The sequence below is a fragment of the Loktanella atrilutea genome (assembly GCF_900128995.1).
In the GTDB taxonomy this organism is placed as follows: Bacteria; Pseudomonadota; Alphaproteobacteria; order Rhodobacterales; family Rhodobacteraceae; genus Loktanella; species Loktanella atrilutea.
This window is the reverse complement of the sequence record NZ_FQUE01000010.1, coordinates 92,454-115,804: the sequence shown is the minus strand read 5'-3', so window position 1 is coordinate 115,804 and position 23,351 is coordinate 92,454. Positions and strand designations below refer to the sequence as shown.

The 23,351-nt window shown below is 67.3% G+C and carries 24 protein-coding genes and 1 pseudogene; 5 read left to right on the top strand and 20 right to left on the bottom strand.

The window, feature by feature from the left end; all coding sequences use genetic code 11:
• Window positions 1–24 precede the first annotated feature (24 nt).
• Entirely contained in the window at window positions 25–849 is an 825-nt protein-coding gene (locus tag BUA54_RS16875; RefSeq protein WP_072858470.1) for a F0F1 ATP synthase subunit A, read from the bottom strand.
• 55 nt (window positions 850–904) lie between these two features.
• Window positions 905–1,222 carry an AtpZ/AtpI family protein gene (locus BUA54_RS16870; RefSeq protein WP_072858433.1) on the bottom strand — a complete coding sequence of 106 codons (318 nt, stop codon included), beginning with the start codon at window positions 1,220–1,222 and terminating at the stop codon, window positions 905–907.
• 246 nt (window positions 1,223–1,468) lie between these two features.
• On the opposite strand from BUA54_RS16870, the gene BUA54_RS16865 reads away from it, so the two are divergent.
• The gene (locus tag BUA54_RS16865) at window positions 1,469–1,795 is read left to right on the top strand and encodes an ArsR/SmtB family transcription factor (RefSeq protein WP_072858432.1); all 327 of its coding nucleotides are present in this window, start codon (window positions 1,469–1,471) and stop codon (window positions 1,793–1,795) included.
• A gap of 212 nt (window positions 1,796–2,007) precedes the next feature.
• On the opposite strand, the gene BUA54_RS16860 is transcribed toward BUA54_RS16865, so the two are convergent.
• The 7 genes and pseudogenes from BUA54_RS16860 to BUA54_RS21825 all read right to left on the bottom strand — a co-directional run.
• A complete protein-coding gene (locus BUA54_RS16860) occupies window positions 2,008–2,883 on the bottom strand; it encodes a DMT family transporter (protein WP_072858431.1) in 876 nt (291 codons plus the stop codon).
• 64 nt (window positions 2,884–2,947) lie between these two features.
• Window positions 2,948–3,238 carry an HU family DNA-binding protein gene (locus BUA54_RS16855; protein ID WP_072858430.1) on the bottom strand — a complete coding sequence of 97 codons (291 nt, stop codon included), beginning with the start codon at window positions 3,236–3,238 and terminating at the stop codon, window positions 2,948–2,950.
• A 137-nt stretch (window positions 3,239–3,375) separates the two neighbouring features.
• On the bottom strand, window positions 3,376–4,851 hold the full coding sequence (locus BUA54_RS16850) for an AMP nucleosidase (RefSeq protein WP_072858429.1): 1,476 nt from the start codon (window positions 4,849–4,851) through the stop codon (window positions 3,376–3,378).
• Window positions 4,848–6,647: an adenine deaminase gene (gene ade / locus BUA54_RS16845; protein ID WP_072858428.1), complete on the bottom strand. Its 1,800-nt coding sequence runs from the start codon at window positions 6,645–6,647 to the stop codon at window positions 4,848–4,850. The genes BUA54_RS16850 and ade overlap by 4 nt, the downstream gene beginning before the upstream one ends.
• A gap of 41 nt (window positions 6,648–6,688) precedes the next feature.
• Window positions 6,689–7,171 (bottom strand): tryptophan-rich sensory protein TspO, encoded by a 483-nt coding sequence (gene tspO, locus BUA54_RS16840; protein WP_072858427.1) that lies wholly within the window; start codon window positions 7,169–7,171, stop codon window positions 6,689–6,691.
• 34 nt (window positions 7,172–7,205) lie between these two features.
• Window positions 7,206–8,240, bottom strand: a complete 1,035-nt coding sequence (crtB, locus tag BUA54_RS21830) for a 15-cis-phytoene synthase (protein ID WP_218588300.1) — start codon at window positions 8,238–8,240, stop codon at window positions 7,206–7,208.
• A 93-nt stretch (window positions 8,241–8,333) separates the two neighbouring features.
• Window positions 8,334–9,701: pseudogene (locus BUA54_RS21825) on the bottom strand (phytoene desaturase); the annotation flags it as partial.
• Window positions 9,702–9,909: 208 nt separating this feature from the next.
• On the opposite strand from BUA54_RS21825, the gene crtA reads away from it, so the two are divergent.
• From crtA to bchO, 4 genes are read left to right on the top strand one after another with little or no spacing between them, the layout of a single operon-like run.
• Entirely contained in the window at window positions 9,910–10,620 is a 711-nt protein-coding gene (gene crtA, locus BUA54_RS16825) for a spheroidene monooxygenase (protein ID WP_072858426.1), read from the top strand.
• Window positions 10,617–11,618, top strand: coding sequence for a magnesium chelatase ATPase subunit I (bchI, locus tag BUA54_RS16820; RefSeq protein ID WP_072858425.1), 1,002 nt, complete (start codon window positions 10,617–10,619; stop codon window positions 11,616–11,618). The genes crtA and bchI overlap by 4 nt, the downstream gene beginning before the upstream one ends.
• Window positions 11,611–13,227: a magnesium chelatase subunit D gene (locus BUA54_RS16815; protein WP_072858424.1), complete on the top strand. Its 1,617-nt coding sequence runs from the start codon at window positions 11,611–11,613 to the stop codon at window positions 13,225–13,227. Before bchI ends, BUA54_RS16815 begins: the two co-directional genes overlap by 8 nt.
• A gap of 29 nt (window positions 13,228–13,256) precedes the next feature.
• A complete protein-coding gene (bchO, locus tag BUA54_RS16810) occupies window positions 13,257–14,075 on the top strand; it encodes an alpha/beta fold hydrolase BchO (RefSeq protein ID WP_245810746.1) in 819 nt (272 codons plus the stop codon).
• 56 nt (window positions 14,076–14,131) lie between these two features.
• Here bchO and BUA54_RS16805 read toward each other — a convergent pair whose 3' ends face one another.
• From BUA54_RS16805 to bchL, 11 genes are all read right to left on the bottom strand, one after another.
• Entirely contained in the window at window positions 14,132–14,647 is a 516-nt protein-coding gene (locus BUA54_RS16805; protein ID WP_072858422.1) for a c-type cytochrome, read from the bottom strand.
• 104 nt (window positions 14,648–14,751) lie between these two features.
• Window positions 14,752–15,966, bottom strand: a complete 1,215-nt coding sequence (gene hemA, locus BUA54_RS16800; RefSeq protein WP_072858421.1) for a 5-aminolevulinate synthase — start codon at window positions 15,964–15,966, stop codon at window positions 14,752–14,754.
• Window positions 15,956–16,756 (bottom strand): putative photosynthetic complex assembly protein PuhE, encoded by an 801-nt coding sequence (puhE, locus tag BUA54_RS16795; RefSeq protein WP_072858420.1) that lies wholly within the window; start codon window positions 16,754–16,756, stop codon window positions 15,956–15,958. Before puhE ends, hemA begins: the two co-directional genes overlap by 11 nt.
• Before the next feature lie 115 nt (window positions 16,757–16,871).
• The gene (gene acsF, locus BUA54_RS16790) at window positions 16,872–17,990 is read right to left on the bottom strand and encodes a magnesium-protoporphyrin IX monomethyl ester (oxidative) cyclase (protein WP_072858419.1); all 1,119 of its coding nucleotides are present in this window, start codon (window positions 17,988–17,990) and stop codon (window positions 16,872–16,874) included.
• Window positions 17,987–18,283, bottom strand: a complete 297-nt coding sequence (locus tag BUA54_RS16785) for a hypothetical protein (protein ID WP_178352773.1) — start codon at window positions 18,281–18,283, stop codon at window positions 17,987–17,989. Before BUA54_RS16785 ends, acsF begins: the two co-directional genes overlap by 4 nt.
• A 62-nt stretch (window positions 18,284–18,345) precedes the next feature.
• Window positions 18,346–18,807 (bottom strand): photosynthetic complex assembly protein PuhC, encoded by a 462-nt coding sequence (gene puhC, locus BUA54_RS16780; protein WP_072858418.1) that lies wholly within the window; start codon window positions 18,805–18,807, stop codon window positions 18,346–18,348.
• 5 nt (window positions 18,808–18,812) lie between these two features.
• Window positions 18,813–19,448 (bottom strand): photosynthetic complex putative assembly protein PuhB, encoded by a 636-nt coding sequence (gene puhB / locus BUA54_RS16775; protein WP_072858468.1) that lies wholly within the window; start codon window positions 19,446–19,448, stop codon window positions 18,813–18,815.
• A gap of 55 nt (window positions 19,449–19,503) precedes the next feature.
• The gene (puhA, locus tag BUA54_RS16770; protein ID WP_072858417.1) at window positions 19,504–20,286 is read right to left on the bottom strand and encodes a photosynthetic reaction center subunit H; all 783 of its coding nucleotides are present in this window, start codon (window positions 20,284–20,286) and stop codon (window positions 19,504–19,506) included.
• Window positions 20,287–20,299: 13 nt separating this feature from the next.
• A complete protein-coding gene (locus BUA54_RS16765; RefSeq protein ID WP_072858416.1) occupies window positions 20,300–21,730 on the bottom strand; it encodes a PucC family protein in 1,431 nt (476 codons plus the stop codon).
• Complete coding sequence (gene bchM, locus BUA54_RS16760; RefSeq protein WP_072858415.1) at window positions 21,730–22,416, bottom strand: magnesium protoporphyrin IX methyltransferase; 687 nt, start codon at window positions 22,414–22,416, stop codon at window positions 21,730–21,732. The genes BUA54_RS16765 and bchM overlap by 1 nt, the downstream gene beginning before the upstream one ends.
• Entirely contained in the window at window positions 22,416–23,312 is an 897-nt protein-coding gene (gene bchL, locus BUA54_RS16755; RefSeq protein WP_072858414.1) for a ferredoxin:protochlorophyllide reductase (ATP-dependent) iron-sulfur ATP-binding protein, read from the bottom strand. Before bchL ends, bchM begins: the two co-directional genes overlap by 1 nt.
• Between the last annotated feature and the right edge of the window lie 39 nt (window positions 23,313–23,351).

The window sequence follows — 23,351 nt, the reverse complement described above, 5'->3', positions numbered from 1 at the left end:
TGAGGGATGGTGAGGAAACGGACCCTAGTGTGCGGGATGCAGCGCATCTTTCAGATACACGCAGGTCAGAATTGCGAAGACGTAGGCCTGGATGCCGGCGACCAGCACCTCGAGCCCGTAGATGGCGGTGATCGCGAGGATCGACACCGGGCTGATCAGGGCGATCGCGGCGAAGCCCGCGAAGACCTTGATCACGGCGTGACCGGCCATGATGTTGCCCGCCAGACGGACGGAGTGGCTGACCGGACGCACGAAGTACGAGATCAGCTCGATCACCGCGATGACGGGGCGCAGGATCAGCGGGGCATCCGTCATCCAGAAAAGCTTCAGGAACGATGCGCCATGCAGCACGAAGCCGAGGATCGTCACGGCGAAGAAGACGCCGAAGCCGAGGATCGCAGTGACGGCGATGTGGCTGGTGGTGGCGAAGGACATCGGCAGCAGGCCGAGGAAGTTAGCGAAAAGGATGAAGACGAAGATCGTCATGATGTAGGGGAAGTATTTCAGCCCCTCCTTGCCGCAGACGTCTTCGACCATCTTGTGGGTGAAGCCGTAGAACAGTTCCGCCACCGATTGCGTGCGGGTCGGCACCGTGGCGCGACCGCGGGAGCCGACGACGAAAAGCAGCACGACGCACAAGACGGCAAGGGCGAGCCAGAGCGTCACGTTGGTCGGCGTGTACCAGTGGATTTCGGGGACGGGCATCGTCGGGTGAAAGATGCCGCCCTCGCCGAAGATCGGCCGGACGAGGAACTGGTCGAGCGGGTGGAACACGAGGCCGCCGGCATCGTGGCCGGCCGCCGCACCGTCGGCCGCTGCATCACCGGCGCCGACGGCGTCGGCGTGCATCACGGCTTCGCCCGCACCGTGGGTCGCTGCGTCTGTCGTTTCGGTTGCCGTATGACTAGCCACGTCTGTCACCCTCGTTCCTGGCGGTCGGCCCATCCTGGCCCGCCATCTGTTGTCTCTGCACCTCTTGGGCCGACCGCAGCATGGTTTTCACACCGGCCGCGAGGCCCAGAAAGACGAACAGCACCAGAAAGATCGGAAGGGTCCCAAGGACCCGGTCCAGACTGTATCCGATGCCGAAACCGATCCCGAGACCGGCCACAAGCTCGATCACCATGCGCCAGGCCAGCTGACCCTGATAGTGACCGTCCTTCGGGGCATCGCCCTGCGTCGTCTGCCTGCGGGCGGCCAGCTTTTCCTCGAGCGCCCTCATGCGGGCGGCGGGATCGTCTGGGTCCGGGCGGTCTGACACGTGGTGAAGGCCCCGTAAATAACTCTGGAGGGTCTATGCGGCACGGGGCTGCGAGTCAAGCAGGGGTGGCGAGATGCTATGGCGCTGATTTAGTTGTGGAATTTACTGGTGGTATGACCTGCTGGCGCGCGTTTTGACACCTGCGATCGGCCTCTTGTCATTCAACCGTTTGGTTGACGTTTCATCGACCTGTTGCCTAATGGACCGATGACATCCGATCTGGACAGCACCTTTTCCGCCCTTGCGGATCCGACCCGTCGGGCGATCCTGTCGATGCTGCTGGAAGACGACATGGCAGTGACGGACGTGGCCGAACCTTTCCGGATGTCGCTGGCCGCCATTTCGAAGCACCTTGGCGTGCTGACGGCGGCCGGGCTCATATCGCAGGAAAAGCGGGGGCGGGTGAAGTGGTGCAAGCTGGAGCCCGATGCCCTGCGCGATGCCGCCGTGTGGATGCAGGCCTTCGGCCAGATCGCAGGCATGGATCTGGATGCGTTCGAGGCGTTTCTGCATGATCAGAAGCTGGGTCCATGAAAAAGGCCGCGCGATCGGGTTGGATCGGCGCGGCCACTACACCTTGAACGGTCGTCGTTTTAGTAGACGCCGGCGATCTTCAGAACGAAAATGACCACGACGACGAGACCGATGATGTAAATAACGCTGCGCATGACGAAACCTTCCCTGTTTGCGCAAGGTTAACCGTCCATTGCGGGACTGGTTCCATTGCCGTTCAAATATAGATCACGTTAGGGTGATGGGGCAACCTGCTTGCTGAGTTGCACGGCGAGGATGCCGCCGGCGATGACGATCACGCCGACGACGTCCAGCGGACCGATCCTTTCCCCCAGAAAGCCGGCGGCGATGAGCACGCCGAGGAACGGGTTCAGGAAGTGGAAGGTGCTGGCGCGGACGGCGCCGATCCGGCCGACCAAGAGGAACCAGACCCATGTCGCTGCCAGACCGGGGACCAACGTCGTGTAAAAGAAGGCGATGATCAGGTGGGCGTTCCAGTCCACGACGAAGGGTTCGGTCAGCACGGCCGGTATCGCGGTCAGGACGGAGCCCACCAGCAGCTGCAGGCCCACGATGGCCAGCACGTTGCCCCCCGACGAGGCCCCCATGACCGCAAGCGTCGCCGCCGTCAGCGCCACGACGCCCACGATCAGCAGCAGAAGCCCCGCGACATCGGTGCCCCCGGTCAGCCGCGCGCCCATGATGAGCGTCACACCCACGACACCGGCCACGAGGCCCGCGACACCCAGAGGCCGCACCTTCGTGCCGAAGAGCAGCCAGCCGGACAGCGCCACCAGCAGCGGCATGGTCGAGGCGATGATCGCGGCCAGAGAGGCCTGCACCGTCTGCATCGCGATGAAGTTCAACCCGAGGTAAAGCGCGTTCTGGCAGAGCCCGAAGACGAGCACCCCGGTCCACTGGCGGCGGGTCAGGCGGAACGACTGGCCCAGCGCCAGCGCGATGGCGCAGCCCAGCAGGCCCGAGATCAGGAACCGCAGCGAAAGCGCCGTCAAGGGCGGCGCGTATTCCACGATGACATGGGCCGAGGTGAAGGCCGAGGACCACATCGCCGCGAAGGCGAAGCCCATGAACAAAGCCTTGAAATCCATATCACCTCGATAAAAAAAGGGCCGCCCGCGGCGACCCTTTCCCTATTCCCTGCAAGATGCAAGATCAGCCGTTCACGCTGTCCTTCAGCGCCTTGGCGATCGTCATCTTGACGACCTTGTCGGCGTCCTTCTTCATCTGCTCGCCCGTGGCGGGGTTGCGCACCATCCGCTCGGGACGCTCGCGGCAGTAGATCTTGCCGACGCCCGGCAGGGTCACTGCGCCGCCGCCGGACACTTCGTCCGTGATGATCTCGGTCACTGCGTCCAGCGCGGCGCCTGCGGACTTCTTGTCCATGCCGGTCTTTTCGGCCAGCGCCGTGACGAGTGCTGCCTTGGTCATCGGTTTGGTTGCCATTGGTCGTGTCTCCCTGAAGGTGGCGCCCCGTCTATGGGGCCGATTGTCGGTCATTTAACGTCATGTTGCGTGACACCACAACGCTTTGCGAGGTCGCGCAAGCCCCAAATCGTGCAAAAACACCTGTTTTTCGGGGTTCACAGGAAAGCTGTCTCTTCAAAGCTACGCAATTTGCGGCTGTGGATGCGTTCCAGCGGCATTTCGCGCAACGCCTCCATCGCGCGGATGCCGATCATCAAGTGGTTCGCGACCTGACTGCGATAGAAATCAGAGGCCATGCCCGGCAATTTCAGCTCTCCGTGCAAGGGCTTGTCGCTGACGCAGAGGAGCGTGCCGTAGGGCACGCGGAAGCGGAAGCCGTTGGCGGCGATGGTGGCGCTTTCCATGTCGAGCGCCACGGCGCGGGACTGCGACAGGCGTTGCACCGGGCCGGAGTGGTCGCGCAGTTCCCAGTTGCGGTTGTCGATGGTGGCGACGGTGCCGGTGCGCATGATGCGCTTGAGCTCGTAGCCCTCCAGACGGGTCACGGCCTCGACCGCGTCCTCGAGAGCGATCTGGATTTCGGCAAGCGCCGGGATCGGCACCCAGACCGGCAGGTCGTCGTCAAGGACGTGGTCCTCTCGCAGGTAGGCGTGCGCGAGGACGAAATCGCCGAGGCGCTGGGAATTGCGCAGGCCAGCGCAATGGCCGACCATCAGCCAGGCGTGGGGGCGCAGGACGGCGATGTGGTCGGTGGCGGTCTTGGCGTTGCTGGGTCCGACGCCGATGTTGACCAGCGTGATCCCGGCGCCCTGTTCGCGCTTCAGGTGGTAGGTCGGCATCTGCGGCAGCTTTGCCGGCGTGTGCATCGGCGCGTCCGCATCGGTGATGACCTGATTGCCCGGCCCGACGAAGGCGGTATAGCCGCTGTCGGGGTCGGCCAGCATGGCGCGGGCGAAGACCTCGAACTCCTCGATATAGAACTGGTAGTTGGTGAAGAGGACGTGGTTCTGGAAATGCGCGGCGTCGGTCGCTGTGTAGTGCGACAGCCGCGCCAGGGAGTAGTCCACCCGCTGCGCGGTGAAGGGGGCGAGCGGTGCGGCGCCGTCGGGATAGAGAAAGCCGTGGCCGTTGACGATGTCGTCGTGGGTGGTCGACAGGTCCGGCACGTCGAAGATGTCGCGCAGGTGGAAATCGGCGGCGCCGTCCTGCGGAACGGTGACGGTGGCGTCGTTCGCCACGGCGAAATGCACCGGCATCGGCGTGGTGGAGGCGCCGATCGTCACCGGCACCCGGTGGTTCTGCATCAGCAGGCCGATCTGCTGTTCGAGATAGTGGCGAAAGAGATCGGGCCGGGTGACCGTGGTGGAATAGGTGCCGGGCTGCGGGACGTGGCCAAAGGACAGGCGGCTGTCGGTCGGCGCATGGCTGGTCGTGGTCAGCCGGACCTCGGGGTAATAGGCGCGATAGCTGGCGTCGGACCTGCCGGTGCGCAGCACCTCGCTGAAATGGTCGGTCAGAAAGGCCGTGGCCGCATCGTAGAGGTCGCACAGGCGCGCGACCGCGGCGGCGGCATCGTCGAAGGCTTCGGGTGCGGGCACGTCTGGGCAGCGCAGGGGGCGGATGTCGGTCATGGCTGGCCCTCGAACAGCGGGGTGAGCTGGAATGCGGTGACGTCCACCAGCCCGAGGTCGCTGATCCGCAGTTCCGGGATCACGACGAGGGCCAGCAGGGAATGCTGCATGTAGGCGTTGTTGAGGGTGCATCCGCAGGCGGCCATGGCGGCGACCATCGCCTCGGCGTCGGCGGCGACCTCGGCCGCCGGGCGGTCGGACATCAGGCCGGCGATGGGCAGGCGGACGAGGGCGATCTCTGCCTCGTCCTTCCAGACGGTGATGCCGCCGCCGACCTCTTGCAACCGGTTCGCGGCCTGCGCCATGCAGTCCCGGTCGGTGCCGACGACGATCATGTGGTGGCTGTCGTGCGCAACGGTCGAGGCGATGGCCATGTCGCCCGTGTAGCCGAAGCCCGAGACGAAGCCGTTGGTGACACCCCCGGTGCCGCGGTGGCGTTCGACGAGGGCGATCTGACAGACCTCGCCGCTTGCCTGCACGCGGCCTTCGGTCACGGGCAGTTCGAAGGTCAGCGCTTTCGTCGGGGCCTGATTTTCCACGACGCCGATCACCTTGGCAGTGACGGCATTGGCGCCGTGGGGCGCCTTGACGGCGAAGGCGTCGGCGTCCAGCGCCTTGCCAAGGTGCACCGTCGCCCGTGCGGTATCGGGCCAGTCGTAGTGCGGGCAGTCCACCGTGATCTGTCCGTCCTTTGCCACCGTCCGTCCCCGCGCGATCACATGCTCGATGGGCAGTGTGGTCAGGTCGGATGTCAGGATCATGTCGGCGCGGCGTCCCGGCGCGATGCTACCCAGTTCGCGTTCCAGCCCGAAGTGCGTCGCGGTGTTGATCGTCGCCATCTGCAGCGCCACCACCGGGTCGCAGCCGCAACTGATCGCGTGGCGGACAACGCGGTTCATGTGGCCGTCGTTGACCAGCGTGCCGGCCATGCAGTCGTCGGTGCAGAGGATGAAGTTCCGCGGATCGAGGCCGCGCTTTGTGACGGCGGCGATCTGGCTTTCGACGTCGTACCATGCCGACCCGAGGCGCATCATGGAGCGCATGCCCTGCCGCACGCGGGCCACGGCGTCGGCTTCGGCGGTGCCTTCGTGATCGTCGGCGGCGCCGCCGGCGGCATAGGCGTGGAAGGGGATGCCTTTGTCGGGGCTGGCGTAGTGGCCGCCCACGGTCTTGCCGGCGCACATGGTTGCCGCCATCTCTGCCAGCATCTGCGCGTCGCCATTGATGACGCCGGGAAAGTTCATCATCTCGCCCAGACCGATGATGCCGGGCCATTGCATGGCCTCGGCCACGTCCGCGGCGGTGATCTCGTAACCCGTCGTCTCCAGTCCCGGCGCGGAGGGGGCGCAGGACGGCATCTGGGTAAAGATGTTGACGGGCTGCATCAGTGCCTCGTCGTGCATCATCCGCACGCCGGCGAGGCCCAGCACATTGGCGATCTCGTGCGGGTCGGTAAACATGCTGGTCGTGCCGTGGGGGATCACGGCAGCGGCGAACTCCGCCGGGGTCAGCATCCCGCTTTCGATGTGCATGTGTGCGTCGCAGAGGCCGGGGATCAGATAGCGGCCCCGACCGTCGATGACTTGCGTCTCCGCGCCGATGCAATGGGTGGCGTCGGGGCCGACGTAGGCAAAGCGCCCAGCGGCCACGGCGACCTGCCAGCCGTCGAGGATCTCTCGACTTTGGACGTTGACGAGGCGGATGTTGCGGACGACGAGGTCGGCTGCGTCACGACCGGCGGCGACGGCGACGAGGCGGGGGGCGGTTTCGGCCCAGGTGGGGATGGGATGCGACATGGGCGAACGTGACACCAAAGGCACGCCCGCTTCAAGCCGCCTTACGGCAGTTTGTGGATTTCCAGCGGCTTCTGATGCGGGTTCAGGCGCCAGACCGACCAGTTCAGCGCCCCGGCGACCGTGACCCAGGCCAGGTAGGGCACGAAGGCGAGCCCGGCCCAGAAATCGAGTCTGAAGTGCGTGATGGTGGCCCCCAGCACCGCCAGCCAGAGGAAGGCCATGACCGGCAGGGATGCCCCAAGGCGGCGCAGGCCGAAGAAGACCGGCGTCCAGAGCGCGTTCAGCGCGATCTGGACCGCCCAGAATCCCATCGCGTATTGATTGCCCGCAAGCGGCGCCACCCGCGCGCCCGCGATCGCAATCAGCACGTAGATCGTGGTCCACATGATCGGGAACGCCCAGTTCGGCGGCGTCCACGCGGGCTTGTTCAGGCGCTTGTACCATTCGCCGGTGGGGAAAAGCGCGCCGGTGGCACCGGCGGCAAAGGTCGCGGCGAGGAAGATAAGGAACAGCGTGACGGACATGGGGCGGGCCTTTCGGAGGCGAATGCCCCTCTATCTAGGCGCTTTGACGGCCCTGTCCATGCCCCGTCTCGCGGCGCGACAGCTCTGCCAGCGTGTCGAGCACGGCGGTCGAGCGACGGGCGGGCCGGGTCTGGCGGCCCGCGGCATCTACCAGAAAGGCGACCTCTGCCAGCGGCGGCGCATACATCACGGCGGGGCGCGGCATCACGAAGGTCGCGGCGGTCAGGCCGGTCGCCTGCCCGATCCAGAGAAGCTTTTGCAGGCGCGAGGTTCGGGCGCGGCGGCTGATCGAATCGTAGTCCTGCCGCCGGACCTGCCCGCCGATCCCGTCGTAGATCAGCCGCGCGGCCCAGATGCCGAGGCGCGCCCTGCGCGGCAGGCCGGCGATCCCCGCCTCTGACCGGCGGTAGAGGTGATCGGCCTCTGCCAGCAGGCGGCGCACCATGAGGCGCTGCGCCGGGCCGGGCCGCGGGTCGGCAAGGAAGGCGGCGGGAGTCAGCCCCGCCTCTGCCAGCCAGTCGGTTGGCAGGTAGAGGCGGCCTTCGCGCGCATCCTCGCCCACGTCGCGGGCGATGTTGGTCAGCTGCATGGCGACCCCGAGGTCGCAGGCCCGTGCCAGCGTGTCAGCGCAGCGCACCTGCATCAGCACGCACATCATCGCCCCCACCGCCGCCGCGACGCGGGCGGAATAGGCCCGCACGTCCGAGAGGGTGGCGTAACGGCGGTGCTGCGCGTCCCATGCCAGCCCTTCGAGCAGGGCGTCGGGCAGCGCGCGGGGCATGTCGTAGGCGGCGACGATGGCGGCGAAGGCGCGATCCTCTGCCGCGTTGCGGGGGCGCCCGGCATAGGCGAGGTCGAGGCGGTCACGCAAGCGTAGGACGGCGGAGGTCTTGTCGGCGCCCTCGTCCACCTCGTCATCGGCAAGGCGGCAGAAGGCATAGAGCGCCAGCGCCGGATCGCGGACGGAGGTAGGCAGCAGCCGGGAGGCGGCATGAAACGACAGGGATCCGGTGCGGATCACCCGGCGGCAATGGTCGAGGTCGGCGGGCGTGATTCCGTGGGCGGTCATTCGGCGGCCATCTTGAGGGCGGGGACATGGGGGGGCGTCGGGGATCAGCTGGCCCAGCACCTCTGCGCTGGAAACGACGCCGGGGACGCCCGCGCCGGGATGGGTGCCGGCACCGACGAGGTAGAGGCCACGCGCCTCCTCGCTGATGTTGTGGGGGCGGAAATACGCGGATTGCAGGATGCGCGGTTCGAGAGAGAACCCGGCGCCGTGGGGCGAGAGGTAGCGGTCACGGAAATCTTCCGGCGTGTAGATCAGGTCGGTCGTGAGGTGGTCGCGGAAGCCGGGGATCAGCGTATCGAGCACCTTGGCCACCTTGTCGCGGTAGCGCAGCTTTTCGGCTTGCCAATCGATGGAATTGGCGTGGCCCAGATGCGGGACCGGCGACAGCGCATAGAAGGTGTCGCCGCCCGGCGGCGCGACGGAGGGATCGGTGACGGAGGGCCGGTGGACGTAGAGCGACATGTCCTCGGCCAGTTTGCCGTGGTGGAAGATGTCGCGCAGCAGGCCATCGTAGCGGGGGCCGGAGAGGATCGTGTGGTGGCCGACATCGGCCCATCGGTCCCGCGTGCCCGCGGTGCCGAAATACCAGACGAAAAGGCCCATCGACCAGCGTCGCCGCTTCAGCTTGGCGTCGGTCCAGCGCCGCCGCGGTGCATCCTTCAACAGGGTGCCGTAGGTGTGGCCCGCGTCGGCGTTGCTGATGACCAAGGGGGCGGCGAGGGTCTGACCGTCCTTCAGCGTGACGCCCTGCGCCGCGCCACCGGCAACCGTGATGCGGTCGACCTGCTGGTTCAACCGGATCGTGCCGCCCTGCCCGCGTACGACATGCGCCATCGCGTCGGCAATCGCCTGCACGCCGCCCATGGCGTAATGCACGCCGAATTCCTTTTCGAGGTAGCTGACCAACGCATAGATCGACGTCACCTTGCGGGGGTCGCCGCCGATGAAGAGCGGGTGGAACGAAAGGGCCATGCGCAGTCGCTCGTCCTTCACTCGCGCCTTGGCGAGGCCGAGGATCGACCGGTCGGCGCGCAGCTTGGCGAACTGCGGCAGAACCTTCACCGTTTCCCAGATGCTGTGCATGGGGCGGGCGACCATCCCCTCGAACCCGAGCTTGTAGCGGGCATGGCTGTCGCGCAGGAACGCCCGGTAGCCCTTCACGTCGCCGGGCGAGAGGCGGGCGACCTCGGCTGCCATCTCCTCTGTATCGCCGGTCACGCGAAAGACGGAACCGTCGGGCCAGCGAATCTCGTAATAGGGCGTCAGGGGGCGCAGATCGACGTCGGCGTGGAAATCGCGGCCACAGGCGGCCCAGAGCTTATCGTAGACCTGCGGCACGGTGACGATGGTCGGGCCGAGATCGAAGCGGTGGCCGCCCTGCGTGATCGAGCTGCCGCGTCCGCCGACGCGGTCCAGTTTGTCGATCACCGTGACCGCATAGCCCTTGGCGCCAAGACGCATGGCGGCGGACAGGCCGCCAAGGCCGGCGCCGATGACGATGGCGCGGGTGTCGGCAGCGGTGTCTGGAACGTCCTGCATCATGGCTTCAGGCTACGTGTGTCAATCAAAGTTGACAATATAATTCTGATGATCGCTGCAACAGGCGCAGTCGGGGTTGATCCATTCGTAAACTGTGTCAGGATAGGTTGACACATCATAGCAGGACACGATGAGCCAGACCGTCAGCCTGAGCCTTTACCGCTTTGCCGGGTTCCGCACCCGGGCGTGGGCGCTTGGCATGATGGCACTTGCTCGTAGCCCCTTGGCACGCACGCCCGATATCGGCTTCTGGAAGCTGTGCGGCGCGGGGGTCGGGCACGGTTTCACGCCGACGGCGAATCCTGCTGTCATCGCGATTCTCGCGGTCTGGCCGGATGCCACGACGGCGCAGAACCGGACCAAGGGCACGATCTTTGCGCGGTATGCCGCACGGGCCTGCGAATCCTGGACGGTGTTCCTGTGCCCCACCGCGGTCAGAGGGCAATGGTCGGGACAGTCTCCCTTCTTCGTCACGCAGCGCACAGAGATCGGCCCCCTCGCGGCCCTGACCCGCGCCACGATCCGGCCTGGTATCCTGCGGCGGTTCTGGGCACGGGTGCCGCGCATCTCTGACACGATCGGCAGCGATCCCAACGTGACCTTCAAGATCGGGATCGGGGAAGTGCCGATGCTGCATCAGGTCACCTTCTCGATCTGGCCGGATCAGGCTGCGATGGACGCCTTCGCCCGCACCGGCCCCCATGCCGAGGCGATCCGCGCTGTGCGCCGCGAAGGCTGGTTCGCCGAGGAACTCTATGCCCGCTTCACCGTGCTGTCGGACCACGGCACATGGGGCGGCCAGTCGCCATTGACGTCATTACCACGCAAGGAGGCCGCATGACCGCACCCTTCCCCTTCTCTGCCATCGTCGGACAGGACGAAATGAAGCAGGCGATGATCCTGACCGCCATCGACCCGAGCATCGGCGGCGTGCTGGTGTTCGGCGATCGGGGCACGGGCAAGTCGACCGCGGTCCGCGCACTGGCGGCCCTGCTGCCGCCGATCAAGATGGTGGACGGCTGCCCGGTGAACTCTGCCAAGGTTGCCGATGTACCGGATTGGGCAAGGGCCGGGCGGAAGCTGAAAGAGGTGCCGACCCCGGTGATCGACCTGCCGCTGGGCGCGTCGGAGGACCGCGTGACCGGCGCCCTCGATATCGAGCGGGCACTGGCGCAGGGCGAGCGGGCGTTCCAGCCCGGTTTGCTGGCCCGGGCGAACCGGGGGTATCTGTATATCGACGAGGTGAACCTGCTGGAGGATCACATCGTCGACCTGCTGCTGGACGTGGCGCAATCGGGCGTCAACGTCGTGGAACGCGACGGACTGTCGGTGCGACATGCGGCGCGGTTCGTGCTGGTGGGGTCGGGCAACCCCGAGGAAGGCGAGTTGCGGCCGCAACTGCTGGACCGTTTCGGCCTGTCGGTAGAGGTCACGAGCCCGCAGGACATCGAAACCCGGATCGAGGTGATCCGCCGCCGCGACGATTACGAAAACGACAATACGGCCTTCATGCTGCGCTGGCAGGCCGAGGATGCGACGATCCGCGACCGGATCGTGACTGCACGCAAGGCCCTGAGGGACCTGACCACCAGCGAGGCGAACCTGCGCGACGTGGCTGCCCTGTGCCTTGCGCTGGGATCGGACGGGTTGCGGGGCGAGCTGACGCTGCTGAAGGCCGCCCGCGCCCATGCGGCATGGCGCGACGACACCGCTTTGACCCGCAGCCACATCCGCGCCGTGGCACCGATGGCCTTGCGCCATCGCCTGCGCCGCGATCCGCTGGACGAGGCCGGAACCGGCGCCCGCGTGGGGCGGATCGTGGAGGAAACCCTTGGCTGAGGCCTGGGACAACGCCCTGCTGGCCCTGCGCCTGCTGGCGATCGACCCGGCGCTGGGCGGCATCCGTATCAGGGCCAGGTCGGGGCCGGTGCGCGACGCCCTGCCCCTGCCGGATGCCCTGCGCCTGCACCCGGCGATGGGCGACGATGCCTTGCACGGCGGACTGGACCTGACGGCGACGCTGGCGACCGGCACACTGGTGCAGCGCGGCGGCGTGCTGGACAGGTCGGGGCCGTTGCAGCTGGCCATGGCGGAACGTTGCCCCGTGGATCTTGCGGCCAGGCTGTGTCTGCATCTGGACCTGACGCCCCGCGTCCTGATTGCGCTGGACGAAGGGACCGAGGACGAGGCGCCGCCCGCCGCCCTGACCGAACGGCTCGCCTTTCACGCGGATCTGACGGAGGTCGCCGTGACGGACGCGGTGACCGCGGCGATAAAGAACGTGAAGCCCTATCCCGTGACCGTGGACGCGGACCGGATCGCGCAGATCGCCCATCTTTGCGCCGCCTGCGGAATCGACAGTGCCCGGGCGGCAGGATTTGCCCTGCGGGCGGCACGGGCGCACGCGGTCCTGAAGGGCCATGCAGAGGTCACGGAAGAGGATCTTGCCGTGGCCTGCGCCCTGACCCTGTCGCACCGCGCGACCCGCATGCCGGAGGCGTCGTCCGAGGACTCCGCGGCGGACCCACCGCCTGAACGGGAAAGCGCCGAGGCGGAGCCCGACAGTGACGATACGACCCTGCAGATCCCCGAAGAGATGCTGCTGGATGCGGTCCGCGCCCTGATCCCCGACGATCTGCTGGCACGTCTTGCGGCGCAAAAGGCGCGGGCGGGGCGGGGCGACGGCACCGGTGCGCAGCGCAAGGGCATGTCGCGCGGCAGGCCCCTGCCCTCTCGTCCCGGTCGGCTGCAGGGCGGGGGGCGCATCGACGTCGTGGCAACCCTGCGCGCGGCGGCCCCGTGGCAGAAGATCAGGCGCGACGAGACGGGACGCGACGGCCTGCACATTCGCGCCTCGGACATTCACATCCGCTGCTTTGCCGAAAGGTCGGAGCGGTTGCTGATCTTCGCCGTCGATGCCTCCGGCTCTGCCGCGCTTGCCCGCCTTGCCGAGGCGAAGGGGGCGATCGAACTGCTGCTGGCGCAGGCCTATGCCCGGCGGGACCATGTCGCGCTGATCGCGTTCCGCGGGACGGGGGCAGACGTGCTGCTGCCGCCGACCCGCAGCCTGGTGCAGACCAAGCGACGGCTGGCGGCCCTGCCGGGCGGTGGCGGCACGCCTTTGGCCGCCGGGCTGGACGCCGCGCTGCTGCTGGCGGGTCAGGCGGCGCGGCGGGGCATGACGCCGACGGTCTGCCTGTTGACCGATGGCCGCGCGAACATGGCGCGCGACGGCACGGCCGACCGCCAGCGGGCCGGGGCGGATGCCAAGACCGCCGCCCGCCTGATCCGTGCCGCCGGACACGCGGCATTGGTGATCGACACGGGCAACCGGCCGAGCGAGGCCCTGCGGCACCTCGCCACGACGTTGGCGGCCCCCTACTACGCCATGCCGCGCGCCGATGCGGCCCGCCTGTCCGCCACCGTCGGCGCGGCGCTGGCGGACTGATGCGCTGGCCGCCGCCGCCGGACTGGCCCATGGCCGACGCGTCCCGACAGGTGAATGTCGCGCCGCACCGCTGGCATGTGCAGGAGCAGGGGACCGGCCCGCTGATCCTGCTGCTGCACGGGGCCGGGGGTGCGACGCAAAGCTGGCGTGGCGTCTTCCCCCTGCTGTCGAAAGACTTTCGTGTGGTCGCCGTGGATCTACCGGGTCAGGGTTTCACCCGCACCACCCGCCGCGGGCGTCACGGCGTGGCCGAGATGGCCGCCGACCTGAATGCCCTGTGCCGACAGGAAGGCTGGGTGCCGGACCTGATCGTCGGACACTCCGCCGGGGTGCCGGTGGCATTGCAGATGACGCTGGACGGCCTGCACCCCGCGCGCGGCGTGATCGGGCTGAACGCGGCCCTCGCGACGTTCGAAGGGGCGGCGGGCCTGTTCTTTCCCCTGATGGCCAAGGCGATGGCGGCGGTTCCGCTGACCGCCCGCATCTTTGCCGCGACGACGACCCCGTCCCGCGTCGGGCAGTTGCTGGCTGGCACCGGTTCGCGGATCGATGCGCGGGGGCAGGCGCTTTACGCCCGGCTTGCGTCCGATCCTGACCATGTCGACGGAACGTTGCGGATGATGGCGCAGTGGGATCTGCGGGGGCTGTCGCGACGCCTGCCCGCCGTGCCGGTCCCGGTCCTGCTGCTGACCGGAGAGGACGATACCGCCGTGCCGCCGGATACCAGCGCAGATGCCGCGCGCAGGATTCCCCACGCCACACACCGCAGCCTTGGCCCGCTGGGTCATCTGGCGCACGAGGAGGCGCCGGACCTGATCGCGGGGATCATCGCGGATCACATGGCCTGAATGAGAAGGGCCGCCGCACCTGCGTGCGACGGCCCCTTGTCTTCATCCAGGCCGGTTCAGTTGGTCGCGGCCGGCGCCTCGCCACCATCGGTGGCTGCATCGTCTTCGCCGCCGAATGTCGACAGGAAGGCGAACAGGTCGTGGGCCTGCGCCTCGTCACGGACCTGATAGGCCATCTTGCCACGGGCGCGCTTGTCGTCCAGCACCTCACGCAGGAAGCCGGTCGGATCCTGCACGTAGGCCACGAAGTTTTCTTCGGTCAGTGTGCCGCCGGCCTCGCCCCAGGCCTTGAGCGAATCGCCGAAGTTGTAGCCTTCGACGGCGCCGGCCTGATGGCCCATCGTGCCATAGAGGTTCGGACCGACCTTGGCATTGCGCCCCGCCAGAACCTCGTCAGTCGCCGGGTCCTGCACCACGTGGCACGCCACGCACTGCTTGTTGAACTGCTCCTCGCCGGCGGCGGCGTCACCCGTGGGTGCGGCCATGGCGGTGTCGGTGGCCGTCATGTGGCTTTCTGCGAAGGCGGGCGCGGCCAGCAACGTCATGGCGGCGGCAAGTGTCGTGAATTTCATTGTTCTCTCCCAAATCAAAGCAAAGTAGACCGTTTGCCCCAGTCCTCGTTCAACCTAGCACTGCGCGGTGCCACGTCCAGTCCCCCCGACATACGCCCGCGTGATCATGCCACGGCATGGGACAGGGCGCACTGCCGCCAGAGCGTCCGCAGCGCCGCCATCAGATGGTCGATGTCCGCGTCCGTGTGCAGCGGCGAGGGGGTGAAGCGCAGCCGCTCCGTCCCCTTGGGCACGGTGGGATAGTTGATCGGCTGCACGTAGATGTCCCACTCCTGCATCAGGTAGTCGGCCAGCATCCGGGTCTTCACCGGGTCCTTGATCATGACGGGCACGATATGGCTGTCGTTCATCATGTGCGGGATGCCGGCGCGGTCCAGCGCGTCGCGCAGGCGCGCCACCTGCCGGCGCTGCTGCATGCGTTCCGCGTCCGACACCTTGAGATGCGCGATCGAGGTGCGCGCCGCCGCCGCAACGGCGGGCGGCAGGGCCGTGGTGAAGATGAAGCCGCTGGCAAAGCTGCGGATAAAATCGCAAAGCGCGGCGGAGCCGGTGATGTAGCCGCCGACCACGCCGAAGGCCTTGCCCAGCGTCCCCTCGATCAGGGTGATCCGGTCGGCCACGCCTTCCTGTTCACTGACACCGCCGCCCCGCGGGCCGTAGAGGCCGACGGCATGGACCTCGTCGAGGTAGGTCATGGCGCCGTATTTCTCGGCCACATCGACGATGGCGCGGATCGGGGCGATGTCGCCGTCCATGGAATAGACGCTCTCGAAGGCGACGATCTTGGGCACATCGGCGGGCAGCGCGGCCAGCTTCGCCTCCAGGTCCTTCACGTCGTTGTGGCGCCAGATCACCTTGGTCGCGCGGGAATGGCGGATGCCCTCGATCATGCTGGCGTGGTTGCCCGCGTCCGACAGGATCACGCAATCCTTCAGCCGGCTGCCCAGTGTCGAGAGCGCCGCCCAGTTCGACACGTAACCGGAAGTGAAGAGCAGTGCCGCCTCCTTGCCGTGCAGGTCGGCCAGTTCCGCCTCCAGCAGCAGGTGGTCATGGTTGGTGCCCGATATGTTGCGCGTGCCCCCTGCCCCGGTGCCGGTGCGCTGCACGGCCTCGCACATCGCGGCGATCACCGCCGGGTGCTGGCCCATGCCAAGGTAGTCGTTGGAACACCAGACGGTGACGTCGCGCACCTCGCCGTCCTTGTAGTTGCCCGCGCGCGGGAACTTGCCGCACTTGCGCTCCAGTTCCGCGAAATAGCGGTAGTTGCCCTCGCGCTTGAGCTGGTCGAGCTGGTCGGTGAACAGGGCGTCAAAATCCATGGGTCTCGCTTTCTGCAACAGGTTTCGTACGGGGCAGCATCCACCGCCAGAGTTTCGCATCCGGCAGCGGCAGGACCATCAGCCAGTGTTCGAGAATCGCCAGCGCCGCGAGGGCCGTCAGCAGTGCATAGCCCGTGGCGGTGGCGGGCACCTCGGTCGTCAGCAACCGCTCTGCGCAGACGGACAGAAGGGCGGTCAGCGCGGTGATGGCCACGGGAAAGGCCAGCGTCACCGGGCCGCGGGTGAAGTAGGATTTCAGATGCGCCAGCCGCAGGGGTACGAATTCCGTGTTGATCCGCGGCACGCCGAAATAGAGGTTCAGCTTGGCGCAGATTCGGGCAAGGAACAGCACCAGATAGGTTGCCTGCGCAATGCGGTTCACCGACCCCTTGGACGCCAGGACCAGCGCCAGCAGTCCCAGAACCAATGCCAATTCGTGCCAGGCCACGGTGCCGAAGGCGCGCTGGAACCGCGCCCAGCCGGTCAGGCCCGCGGGACAGCCCTCGCGGACCGGGCCTGTGACGGCGCCGGTCAGGAAGGCCAGCTCGATCCAGCCCCAGATCGCGAGCGCCCCGAGAAACGACAGGTAGACGCCACCCACCGTATGGCTGCCCAGAGAGACCGCGACGAGGCCACCGCCCACCGCCAGCAGCGGCAGGCCCGCCAGTGTCGCCCACAGATGCGCCGCCCCGCCCAGCCGGTCGGCCAGACGCACCACCAGCAGGATCACCCCGGTAGAAAACCACCAGACGAACACGGCCGACAGGGCGGCGATCCAGGGCGCGTCCATCATGCTTCTTCTCGTCCCAAATACCTCGGGGGGAGTCGCCCATGGCGACGGGGGGCTGGCCCCCCCACCGAATTTTCTAGAAAATTCGGAGACGCGCCCGGATGCAGCGCCGCGCTCAATAGACCGGCTCCAGCCGGGGGCTGGCGGGGACCGCGTTGCGCTGCACCGGGATCGTCAGCAGGCCGATGAAGTTCACCCCCGCCTTGATGCGTCCGCCCAGCGCCGCCAGCTTTCCGGCGATCCCGCCGCGCTTTTCGCCGGCGGCGATCTGGACGTTCGCGGCCTGGATCCGGTTCAGCGTCGGGACCCAGCGCGGGTGGTCGATGTCGAGCGTCATGGGGAAGACCTGACGGGTGATCTCGGAGGTCTTGCGGAACACCTCCTGCCCATACCACGCCGGATCGACACCCAAGGCCGCATGGAACGCGGGCCGCTGGTGATCGCGGACCCACATGGTGGCGAAGACCGCCGTCAGGAAGAACTTGATCCACATGCGGTTCTGAAAGCTCTCGGTCAGTTTCGGATCGGTCTTCATCAGCAGGGCAAAGGCCTCGCCATGACTGAACTCGTCGTTGCACCACTCGCGGAACCACTTGAAGATCGGGTGGAACCGCTTCTCGGGATGCGCCTCGAGGTGACGGAAGATGGTGATGTAGCGGGCATAGCCGATCTTCTCGGACAGGTAGGTCGCGTAATAGATGAACTTTGGTCTGAAGTAGGTGTATTTCTTCGACTGGGTCAGGAAGCCGAGGTTCACGGCGATCCCTGCCTCGCGCAGGGCGTCGTTGATAAAACCCGCGTGACGTGCCTCGTCCCGCGCCATCAGCTGGAACAGCGTGGTGATGTCCTGGTTGCTGCCGCGGCGCTTCATCTCCTTGTAGAGCACACAGCCCGAGAATTCGGCGGTGCAGGAGGAGATCAGGAAGTCGATGAACTCCGCCTTCAGCTTCGGCTCCATCCCGTCCCAGTCGACGTCGTCCCAGTCGGCGTTCTTCTTGAAATGGCCCTTGTTGGGGTCCGATTTCATCCGCGCGATCAGCGCATCCCATTCGCCCCGCACCGAGGTCACGTCGATGGCGTCCATCTCGTCGAAATCGGTGGTGTAGAAGCGCGGGGTCAGCAGGGTATTCTGCATCGCGACGGCGGTCGCGTCCTCGTTGGTCAGGGGCGGCAGGGCCTCCTGTGCGGCGATGGCCTCCTCGGCGGTCGCGGCTTCGGATGAATGCATGTTCATGACAGGGCCTCCTCGCTGAATGAAAATTCGCAGAGTTCCATGAATTCGAAATCGCCGGTGGCGCGGGTCCAGATCTGCTCGAGCTTGCTGGCGCGGGTGATGACGGCCACCCGCTTCTCCTCGACCCGTTCGCCGAAGGCGGCCATGATCTCCGGTCCCTGAACCTGCACCTCGTCGCCGGGATTGACGGTGGTGCCGTTGTCGAACCGGACGTGGGCCGACAGTTCCTCGAACCGGTGACTGATCGTCACGGTGCAGGGGGCGGTTTCGCGTGTCCTCGTGAAGAATCCCATGTGCATTCCCTTTCACATCTGGCCCGGGCGGGTGGCTGACCCGCAGGGCTGGGGGTTTCGGTTCAGTCGATCAGCCGCGCGAAGGCGGCCACGTTGTCGTCACCGTAGCCGATCAGGGCGATGTCCATTCCCGTGGACGGATCGACGATCGACAGGGTGCCGTTTTCGTGCAGTTGCAGGGTGACCGGGTCGGCGACCGGCAGCCCGGCGGTGACGCGCTTGCGTTCGACGACGCGGCCCATGACGCCGATGAAACCGGCCTTGTCCCGATCGGACATGGCCAGCACGGTGCCGTCGGCAGCCTCTGCCGCATAGGCGCCGCTGCGGTCGCCGATCAGCGCGATGTCCAGCGATCTGACGACCGGAGAGACCGGCACGACACCCGCGTGCGGCGCATCGGTCAGGCGAGAGACGGTGACCAGCGTCAGCGACGCCAGCATGAGGGCGAACATCGCGACGACAAGGCCGCGGGGCACCATCTCTTCGGCCGTGGAATTGTGGATGCGGGTGGCGGTCCGGGTCATCACGCTTACTCCGCCGCGACGGCGTGGGGCATGTCAGCCGGGCGCCTTGCGATCTGGGGTTGGCTCAGCCGCGTCTCGGCGGCTTCGGTGAACTGCCGGGCGACGTCGGCGGCGGCAGGAATGCAGCGCAGGGCGGCCTGGGTGCGGTTGATGTGACCGGGCCGGACGTGAGGCCATGTCATCAGGTAGGACAGCCGCGTGTCGCGCGGCAGCAGAAAGGCCAGCGTGCCCGTGCCGCCGCGCCGCAGATCGAGCTGCGCCGCCTCGATCTGGGGATAGGGCAGGTTCAGCGTCATGGTCAGCGCGGCGCCGATCCGCATGCCGACGCGCTTGTTGGTGAGCGTGTAGACCGTCGCCCGCGCCTGGATCCATGCCAGACCGTAGAGCAGCGCAAGCACGAAGGCGCCGGCGATCAGGAACGGCGTGGCCAGCACGATCGATCCCGCGATCGATGTGTCCGCCGCCGACACACCGAACCGCCAGACCGCCAGCAGGCCGAAATAGCCGGCGACCCAGCGGGCCTTGAACGCCTCGATCCACAGCCGGCGGGCGACCGGGCTGCCCTGCCAGATGATGTGCTCATCCCGCGGCAGGGCCTCGGGCAGGCCCCTGACCGGTTCGAACTTGAAATCGTCGTGCATGGTGACTTCCCCCTCGTGCGGGGCGGCGCGGTGGCTGACCACGCCGCCGGTCGTGTTACAGGACGTTGCCGGCGCGCGTCTCCGACGCGTAGAGCGTGCCGCCGGCGACGTAGGCCATGATCTTCTCTTCCTCGAGCAGGGTGATCTGGTCACCGCCCTTGGGCGACGGAATGTCCGCCCAGTTGTGGGCATGCAGCGCACGCACCCGGACCCGGTCCGACATGACGCGGGACATGGTCATCGGCACGAGGCGGGTCTGACCCGACCCTTCCGGGTTCAGATCGACGACGAGGTAGCGGATCAGCGCCTCTGGCACGTCGACCCACATGTCGACGACGCGGCCCACGACCTCTCCGTCGCCGCCGACGACCGGCAGGCCGCGCGGATCACGGCCCATCGAGATGTGGAATTCGGGCAGGGTCGACATCGGGCGGATCTTGGCATGGCCAAAGGCGTCGAGTTCCGGCACGTCGCGCCGCGGCGCCCAGGCCGCGGGGCCGACGCCGTCGATCATCGGGTTTCCGGTCGGCACCCAGGGCGAACCCGTCGCCATGGCGGAGGGCGCAAGTGCCAGATCGCTGCGCATATGCTCGGCCTCGTAGGCGAGGCTCGGCACCGTCAGCTCGCCCCGGCCATCGCGCAGGTGAAAGGTCTTGGGGCTGGGCAGGGGCCAGAGGCTCTCGTTCGCGGGGATCTCGTCCTTGTCGTTGCGCAGGGGATAGCCCTCGCGCATGTTCTCGCGCTGAAGATAGATCACGAGGCCCGCGAAAAAGACCCAGAATAGGTAGAGCGCGACCTGCGCCAGATCGACATGTCCGAAAAAGGTGACGCCTAGCATGGGAATGATCCTTTCAGGTGGGGAAGTCGGACAGCTGCAGCTTGCCCGTGCCTTCCGGTGTCATGGCCCGGGCGCGCACCAGCGGGCCAAGGACGATGAGGGTGAGGAAAAGAAGGCCGATCTCGGTGTGGTAGACGACCGAGTAGCCGGTGGCAGGCGTGGCGAGCGCCTCGGACAGCATGCCGTTCCCGGCGGCATGGTTGACGAGGTCGCGGATCGCGCCCCCGATGAAGATGGACAGCCCCGCGCCGGTGGCCTGCGCGGCCCCCCAGGCGCCCAGCGCCAGTCCGCGACCGGCGGCGCCGACGGCGGGCATGGTCATGGCGGCGGTCAGGGTGGCGATGCCGAAGAGGCCGCCGCCGAAGCCGATGAGGGCCGCCCCCGCGAAGAACATCACCGTCGAGCCCATGGGGGCCGCGAAGATGACGCAGCAGAAGGCGGCAAGCCCCGCGAGGATGCCGCGTCCCGCCATCCGCATCGGATCGGTTGCGCTGGCCAGCCAACGGGCGGCCATGGTGAAACCCGCCAGCGCGCCGAAGGCCCAGCTGGCCGTCAGCAGGGTCGTGGCAGAGACGGAGAGGCCAAGGATCTCTCCGCCGTAGGGCTCCAGCAGGACATCCTGCATGTTGAAGGCCAGCGTCCCGAAGAAGACGACCGCCAGCAGCCGCCCGGCGTCGCCGCCTTTGGTCAGGTCGAGCCAAGCATCGCGGAAGGTCGGCCCCTCGGCGTCACGCTCGGCCTTGCTCATCGGTTGCACATGCTCTTGCTTCCACAGGGCGGTCACGTTCAGCAGCATGGTGACGACGGCGGTGCCCTGCACCACCTGCACCAGCCGCAGCGCGGAATAGTCGCGCAGCAGCGTGCCGATGATGATGGAGGAGATCGCCATGCCGACCAGCAGCATGACGTAAAGCAGCGCCACGACGCGGGGCCGCGTCTCCTCGGTCGCGCGGTCGGCGGCCAAGGCAAGCCCCGCGGTCTGGGTCATGTGCATGCCGAGGCCGGTCATCAGGAACGCCAGCCCCGCGCCGAGGTATCCGGCCCAGTCCGCGTCGATCGCCCGGTCGCCCGCCAGCACCAGCAGCGCCATCGGCATGATCGCGAGGCCGCCGAACTGCCAGAGCGTGCCGAACCACAAGTAGGGAATGCGCTTCCACCCGATGGCGGAGCGGTAGTTGTCGGACTTGAAGCCGACCAGCGCCCGGAACGGCGCCACCAGCACCGGGATCGCGATCATCAGCGCGACCAGCATCGCGGGGATGCCCAGTTCCACGATCATCACGCGGTTCAGCGTGCCCAGCAGCATCACGCTCGCCATGCCGACGGAAACCTGAAACAGGCTCAGCCGCAGCAGCTGGCGCAGCGGCAGATCGGGGCTGGCGGCGTCGGCGAAGGGCAGCGCCTTCAGCGACAGTTTCTTCAGCGCGTTGGCCTTGATGATCATCATGCGTCCTCGAACACATAGGCGGTAGAGATGTAGAACCCCGAGGTCACGCGCTCGACCTCGCGCAGGTGACCACCCACGCCGGCGTCCCGCAGCGCCTGCGCGATGCCACGGGCGGTGTGCGGCACCATCTGCGGACTGCGGTCGGCGCGGGGAAAGAACTTGCCAGCACGGAACATCGCCATCAGCAGCGGCGTGCGGGGGGCGAGGGTGAAGGCGAAGCGCCCTGTGACCCGGGGGGCGGCCCGACCCAGCAGGGCGGCAATGTCGGGCGCACCGTAATAGATCAGCGAATCCATCGCGATGGCATGATCGAAGGTGCCTTTCGCCGCCTCCATCATGTCGCCCGCCACCCAGGTGATCCGATCCGCCAGATCGACCGGCATCCGCCGCCGCGCGATCTCGATCAGCGCAGGCGAGATGTCGACCCCCACGACATGCGCTCCTCGCTCGGCCAGGGCCGCGCTCATCGCGCCTGTCCCACACCCCGCGTCCAGCACGCGCGCGCCGGTCAGGTCATCGGGCAGCTGCGCCAGCAGCACCTCGCGCATCCGGTCGCGCCCCGCCCGCACGGTCGCGCGGATGCCGCTGACCGGCGCGTCGGAGGTCAGCCGCGCCCAGACCTGGGTGGCGGAGCGGTCGAAGTAATCCTCGACCCGGTCGCGGGTGGCGGCGTAGTGGGACATCAGTCGAACCCCAGCAGTTCAAAGATCTCGCGGTCGGGCAGGCATTCGGGTGCCATCGGCAGGGTGCCGTTCCACAGCGTCTCGGCCAGTCGGACGTATTCCTTGCGGACCTGCACGACCTCCTCGTCGTCGGGCATCTCGAACAGGGTCTTCTTCTTCAGGCGGCTCCGCCGGATCGCGTCGAGGTCGGGCATATGCGCCAGCCGGTTGAAGCCGACGGTGCGGCAATAGCGGTCCACCTCGTCGGTATCCTTGCTCCGGTTCGCCACGCAACCGGCCAGCCGCACCTTGTAGTTGGACGACTTCGCCTGCACCGCGGCGATGATCCGGTTCATCGCGTAGATGCTGTCGAAGTCGTTGGCCGTCACGATCAGCGCCCGGTCCGCGTGCTGCAGGGGGGCGGCAAAGCCGCCGCAGACCACGTCGCCCAGCACGTCGAAGATCACGACGTCGGTGTCCTCCAGCATGTGATGCTGCTTCAGCAGCTTCACCGTCTGCCCCACGACGTAACCGCCGCACCCCGTCCCGGCGGGCGGTCCGCCGGCCTCCACGCATTTCACACCGTTGAAACCCTCGAAGACGAAATCCTCGGGCCGCAGCTCCTCGGCATGGAAATCCACGTCCTTGAGGATGTCGATCACCGTCGGCACCAAGGTGCCGGTCAGGGTGAAGGTGCTGTCATGCTTGGGGTCGCATCCGATCTGCAGCACGCGCTTGCCCAGCATGGAAAAGGCCGCCGACAGGTTCGACGACGTCGTCGACTTGCCGATACCGCCCTTGCCGTAGACGGCAAAGACCTTCGCCCCCTCGATCCTGGCGTCCTCGTCCTGATGCACCTGGACGGAGCCTTCGCCGTCCATGCCGCGCAGGTTCGGTATCTCGTCTCTGGGGCTCATGAGAGCCTCCTTTCTGTCGGGGCACAGGTCCCCTGCTTC

What these genes read in the sequence shown, in the direction of transcription:
- hemA (WP_072858421.1), bottom strand. Translation starts at nt 15,966, where the DNA reads ATGGATTTTGACGCCCTGTTCACCGACCAGCTCGACCAGCTCAAGCGC.
- puhE (WP_072858420.1), bottom strand. Translation starts at nt 16,756, where the DNA reads ATGGACGCGCCCTGGATCGCCGCCCTGTCGGCCGTGTTCGTCTGGTGG.
- crtB (WP_218588300.1), bottom strand. Translation starts at nt 8,240, where the DNA reads ATGACCGCCCACGGAATCACGCCCGCCGACCTCGACCATTGCCGCCGG.
- bchL (WP_072858414.1), bottom strand. Translation starts at nt 23,312, where the DNA reads ATGAGCCCCAGAGACGAGATACCGAACCTGCGCGGCATGGACGGCGAA.
- crtA (WP_072858426.1), top strand. Translation starts at nt 9,910, where the DNA reads ATGAGCCAGACCGTCAGCCTGAGCCTTTACCGCTTTGCCGGGTTCCGC.
- tspO (WP_072858427.1), bottom strand. Translation starts at nt 7,171, where the DNA reads ATGTCCGTCACGCTGTTCCTTATCTTCCTCGCCGCGACCTTTGCCGCC.
- BUA54_RS16850 (WP_072858429.1), bottom strand. Translation starts at nt 4,851, where the DNA reads ATGACCGACATCCGCCCCCTGCGCTGCCCAGACGTGCCCGCACCCGAA.
- BUA54_RS16855 (WP_072858430.1), bottom strand. Translation starts at nt 3,238, where the DNA reads ATGGCAACCAAACCGATGACCAAGGCAGCACTCGTCACGGCGCTGGCC.
- BUA54_RS16865 (WP_072858432.1), top strand. Translation starts at nt 1,469, where the DNA reads ATGACATCCGATCTGGACAGCACCTTTTCCGCCCTTGCGGATCCGACC.
- puhC (WP_072858418.1), bottom strand. Translation starts at nt 18,807, where the DNA reads ATGACCCGGACCGCCACCCGCATCCACAATTCCACGGCCGAAGAGATG.
- puhA (WP_072858417.1), bottom strand. Translation starts at nt 20,286, where the DNA reads ATGCTAGGCGTCACCTTTTTCGGACATGTCGATCTGGCGCAGGTCGCG.
- acsF (WP_072858419.1), bottom strand. Translation starts at nt 17,990, where the DNA reads ATGAACATGCATTCATCCGAAGCCGCGACCGCCGAGGAGGCCATCGCC.
- ade (WP_072858428.1), bottom strand. Translation starts at nt 6,647, where the DNA reads ATGTCGCATCCCATCCCCACCTGGGCCGAAACCGCCCCCCGCCTCGTC.
- BUA54_RS16875 (WP_072858470.1), bottom strand. Translation starts at nt 849, where the DNA reads ATGCACGCCGACGCCGTCGGCGCCGGTGATGCAGCGGCCGACGGTGCG.
- BUA54_RS16765 (WP_072858416.1), bottom strand. Translation starts at nt 21,730, where the DNA reads ATGATCATCAAGGCCAACGCGCTGAAGAAACTGTCGCTGAAGGCGCTG.
- BUA54_RS16805 (WP_072858422.1), bottom strand. Translation starts at nt 14,647, where the DNA reads ATGAAATTCACGACACTTGCCGCCGCCATGACGTTGCTGGCCGCGCCC.
- puhB (WP_072858468.1), bottom strand. Translation starts at nt 19,448, where the DNA reads ATGCACGACGATTTCAAGTTCGAACCGGTCAGGGGCCTGCCCGAGGCC.
- bchI (WP_072858425.1), top strand. Translation starts at nt 10,617, where the DNA reads ATGACCGCACCCTTCCCCTTCTCTGCCATCGTCGGACAGGACGAAATG.
- bchM (WP_072858415.1), bottom strand. Translation starts at nt 22,416, where the DNA reads ATGTCCCACTACGCCGCCACCCGCGACCGGGTCGAGGATTACTTCGAC.
- BUA54_RS16870 (WP_072858433.1), bottom strand. Translation starts at nt 1,222, where the DNA reads ATGAGGGCGCTCGAGGAAAAGCTGGCCGCCCGCAGGCAGACGACGCAG.
- BUA54_RS16785 (WP_178352773.1), bottom strand. Translation starts at nt 18,283, where the DNA reads ATGGGATTCTTCACGAGGACACGCGAAACCGCCCCCTGCACCGTGACG.
- bchO (WP_245810746.1), top strand. Translation starts at nt 13,257, where the DNA reads ATGGCCGACGCGTCCCGACAGGTGAATGTCGCGCCGCACCGCTGGCAT.
- BUA54_RS16860 (WP_072858431.1), bottom strand. Translation starts at nt 2,883, where the DNA reads ATGGATTTCAAGGCTTTGTTCATGGGCTTCGCCTTCGCGGCGATGTGG.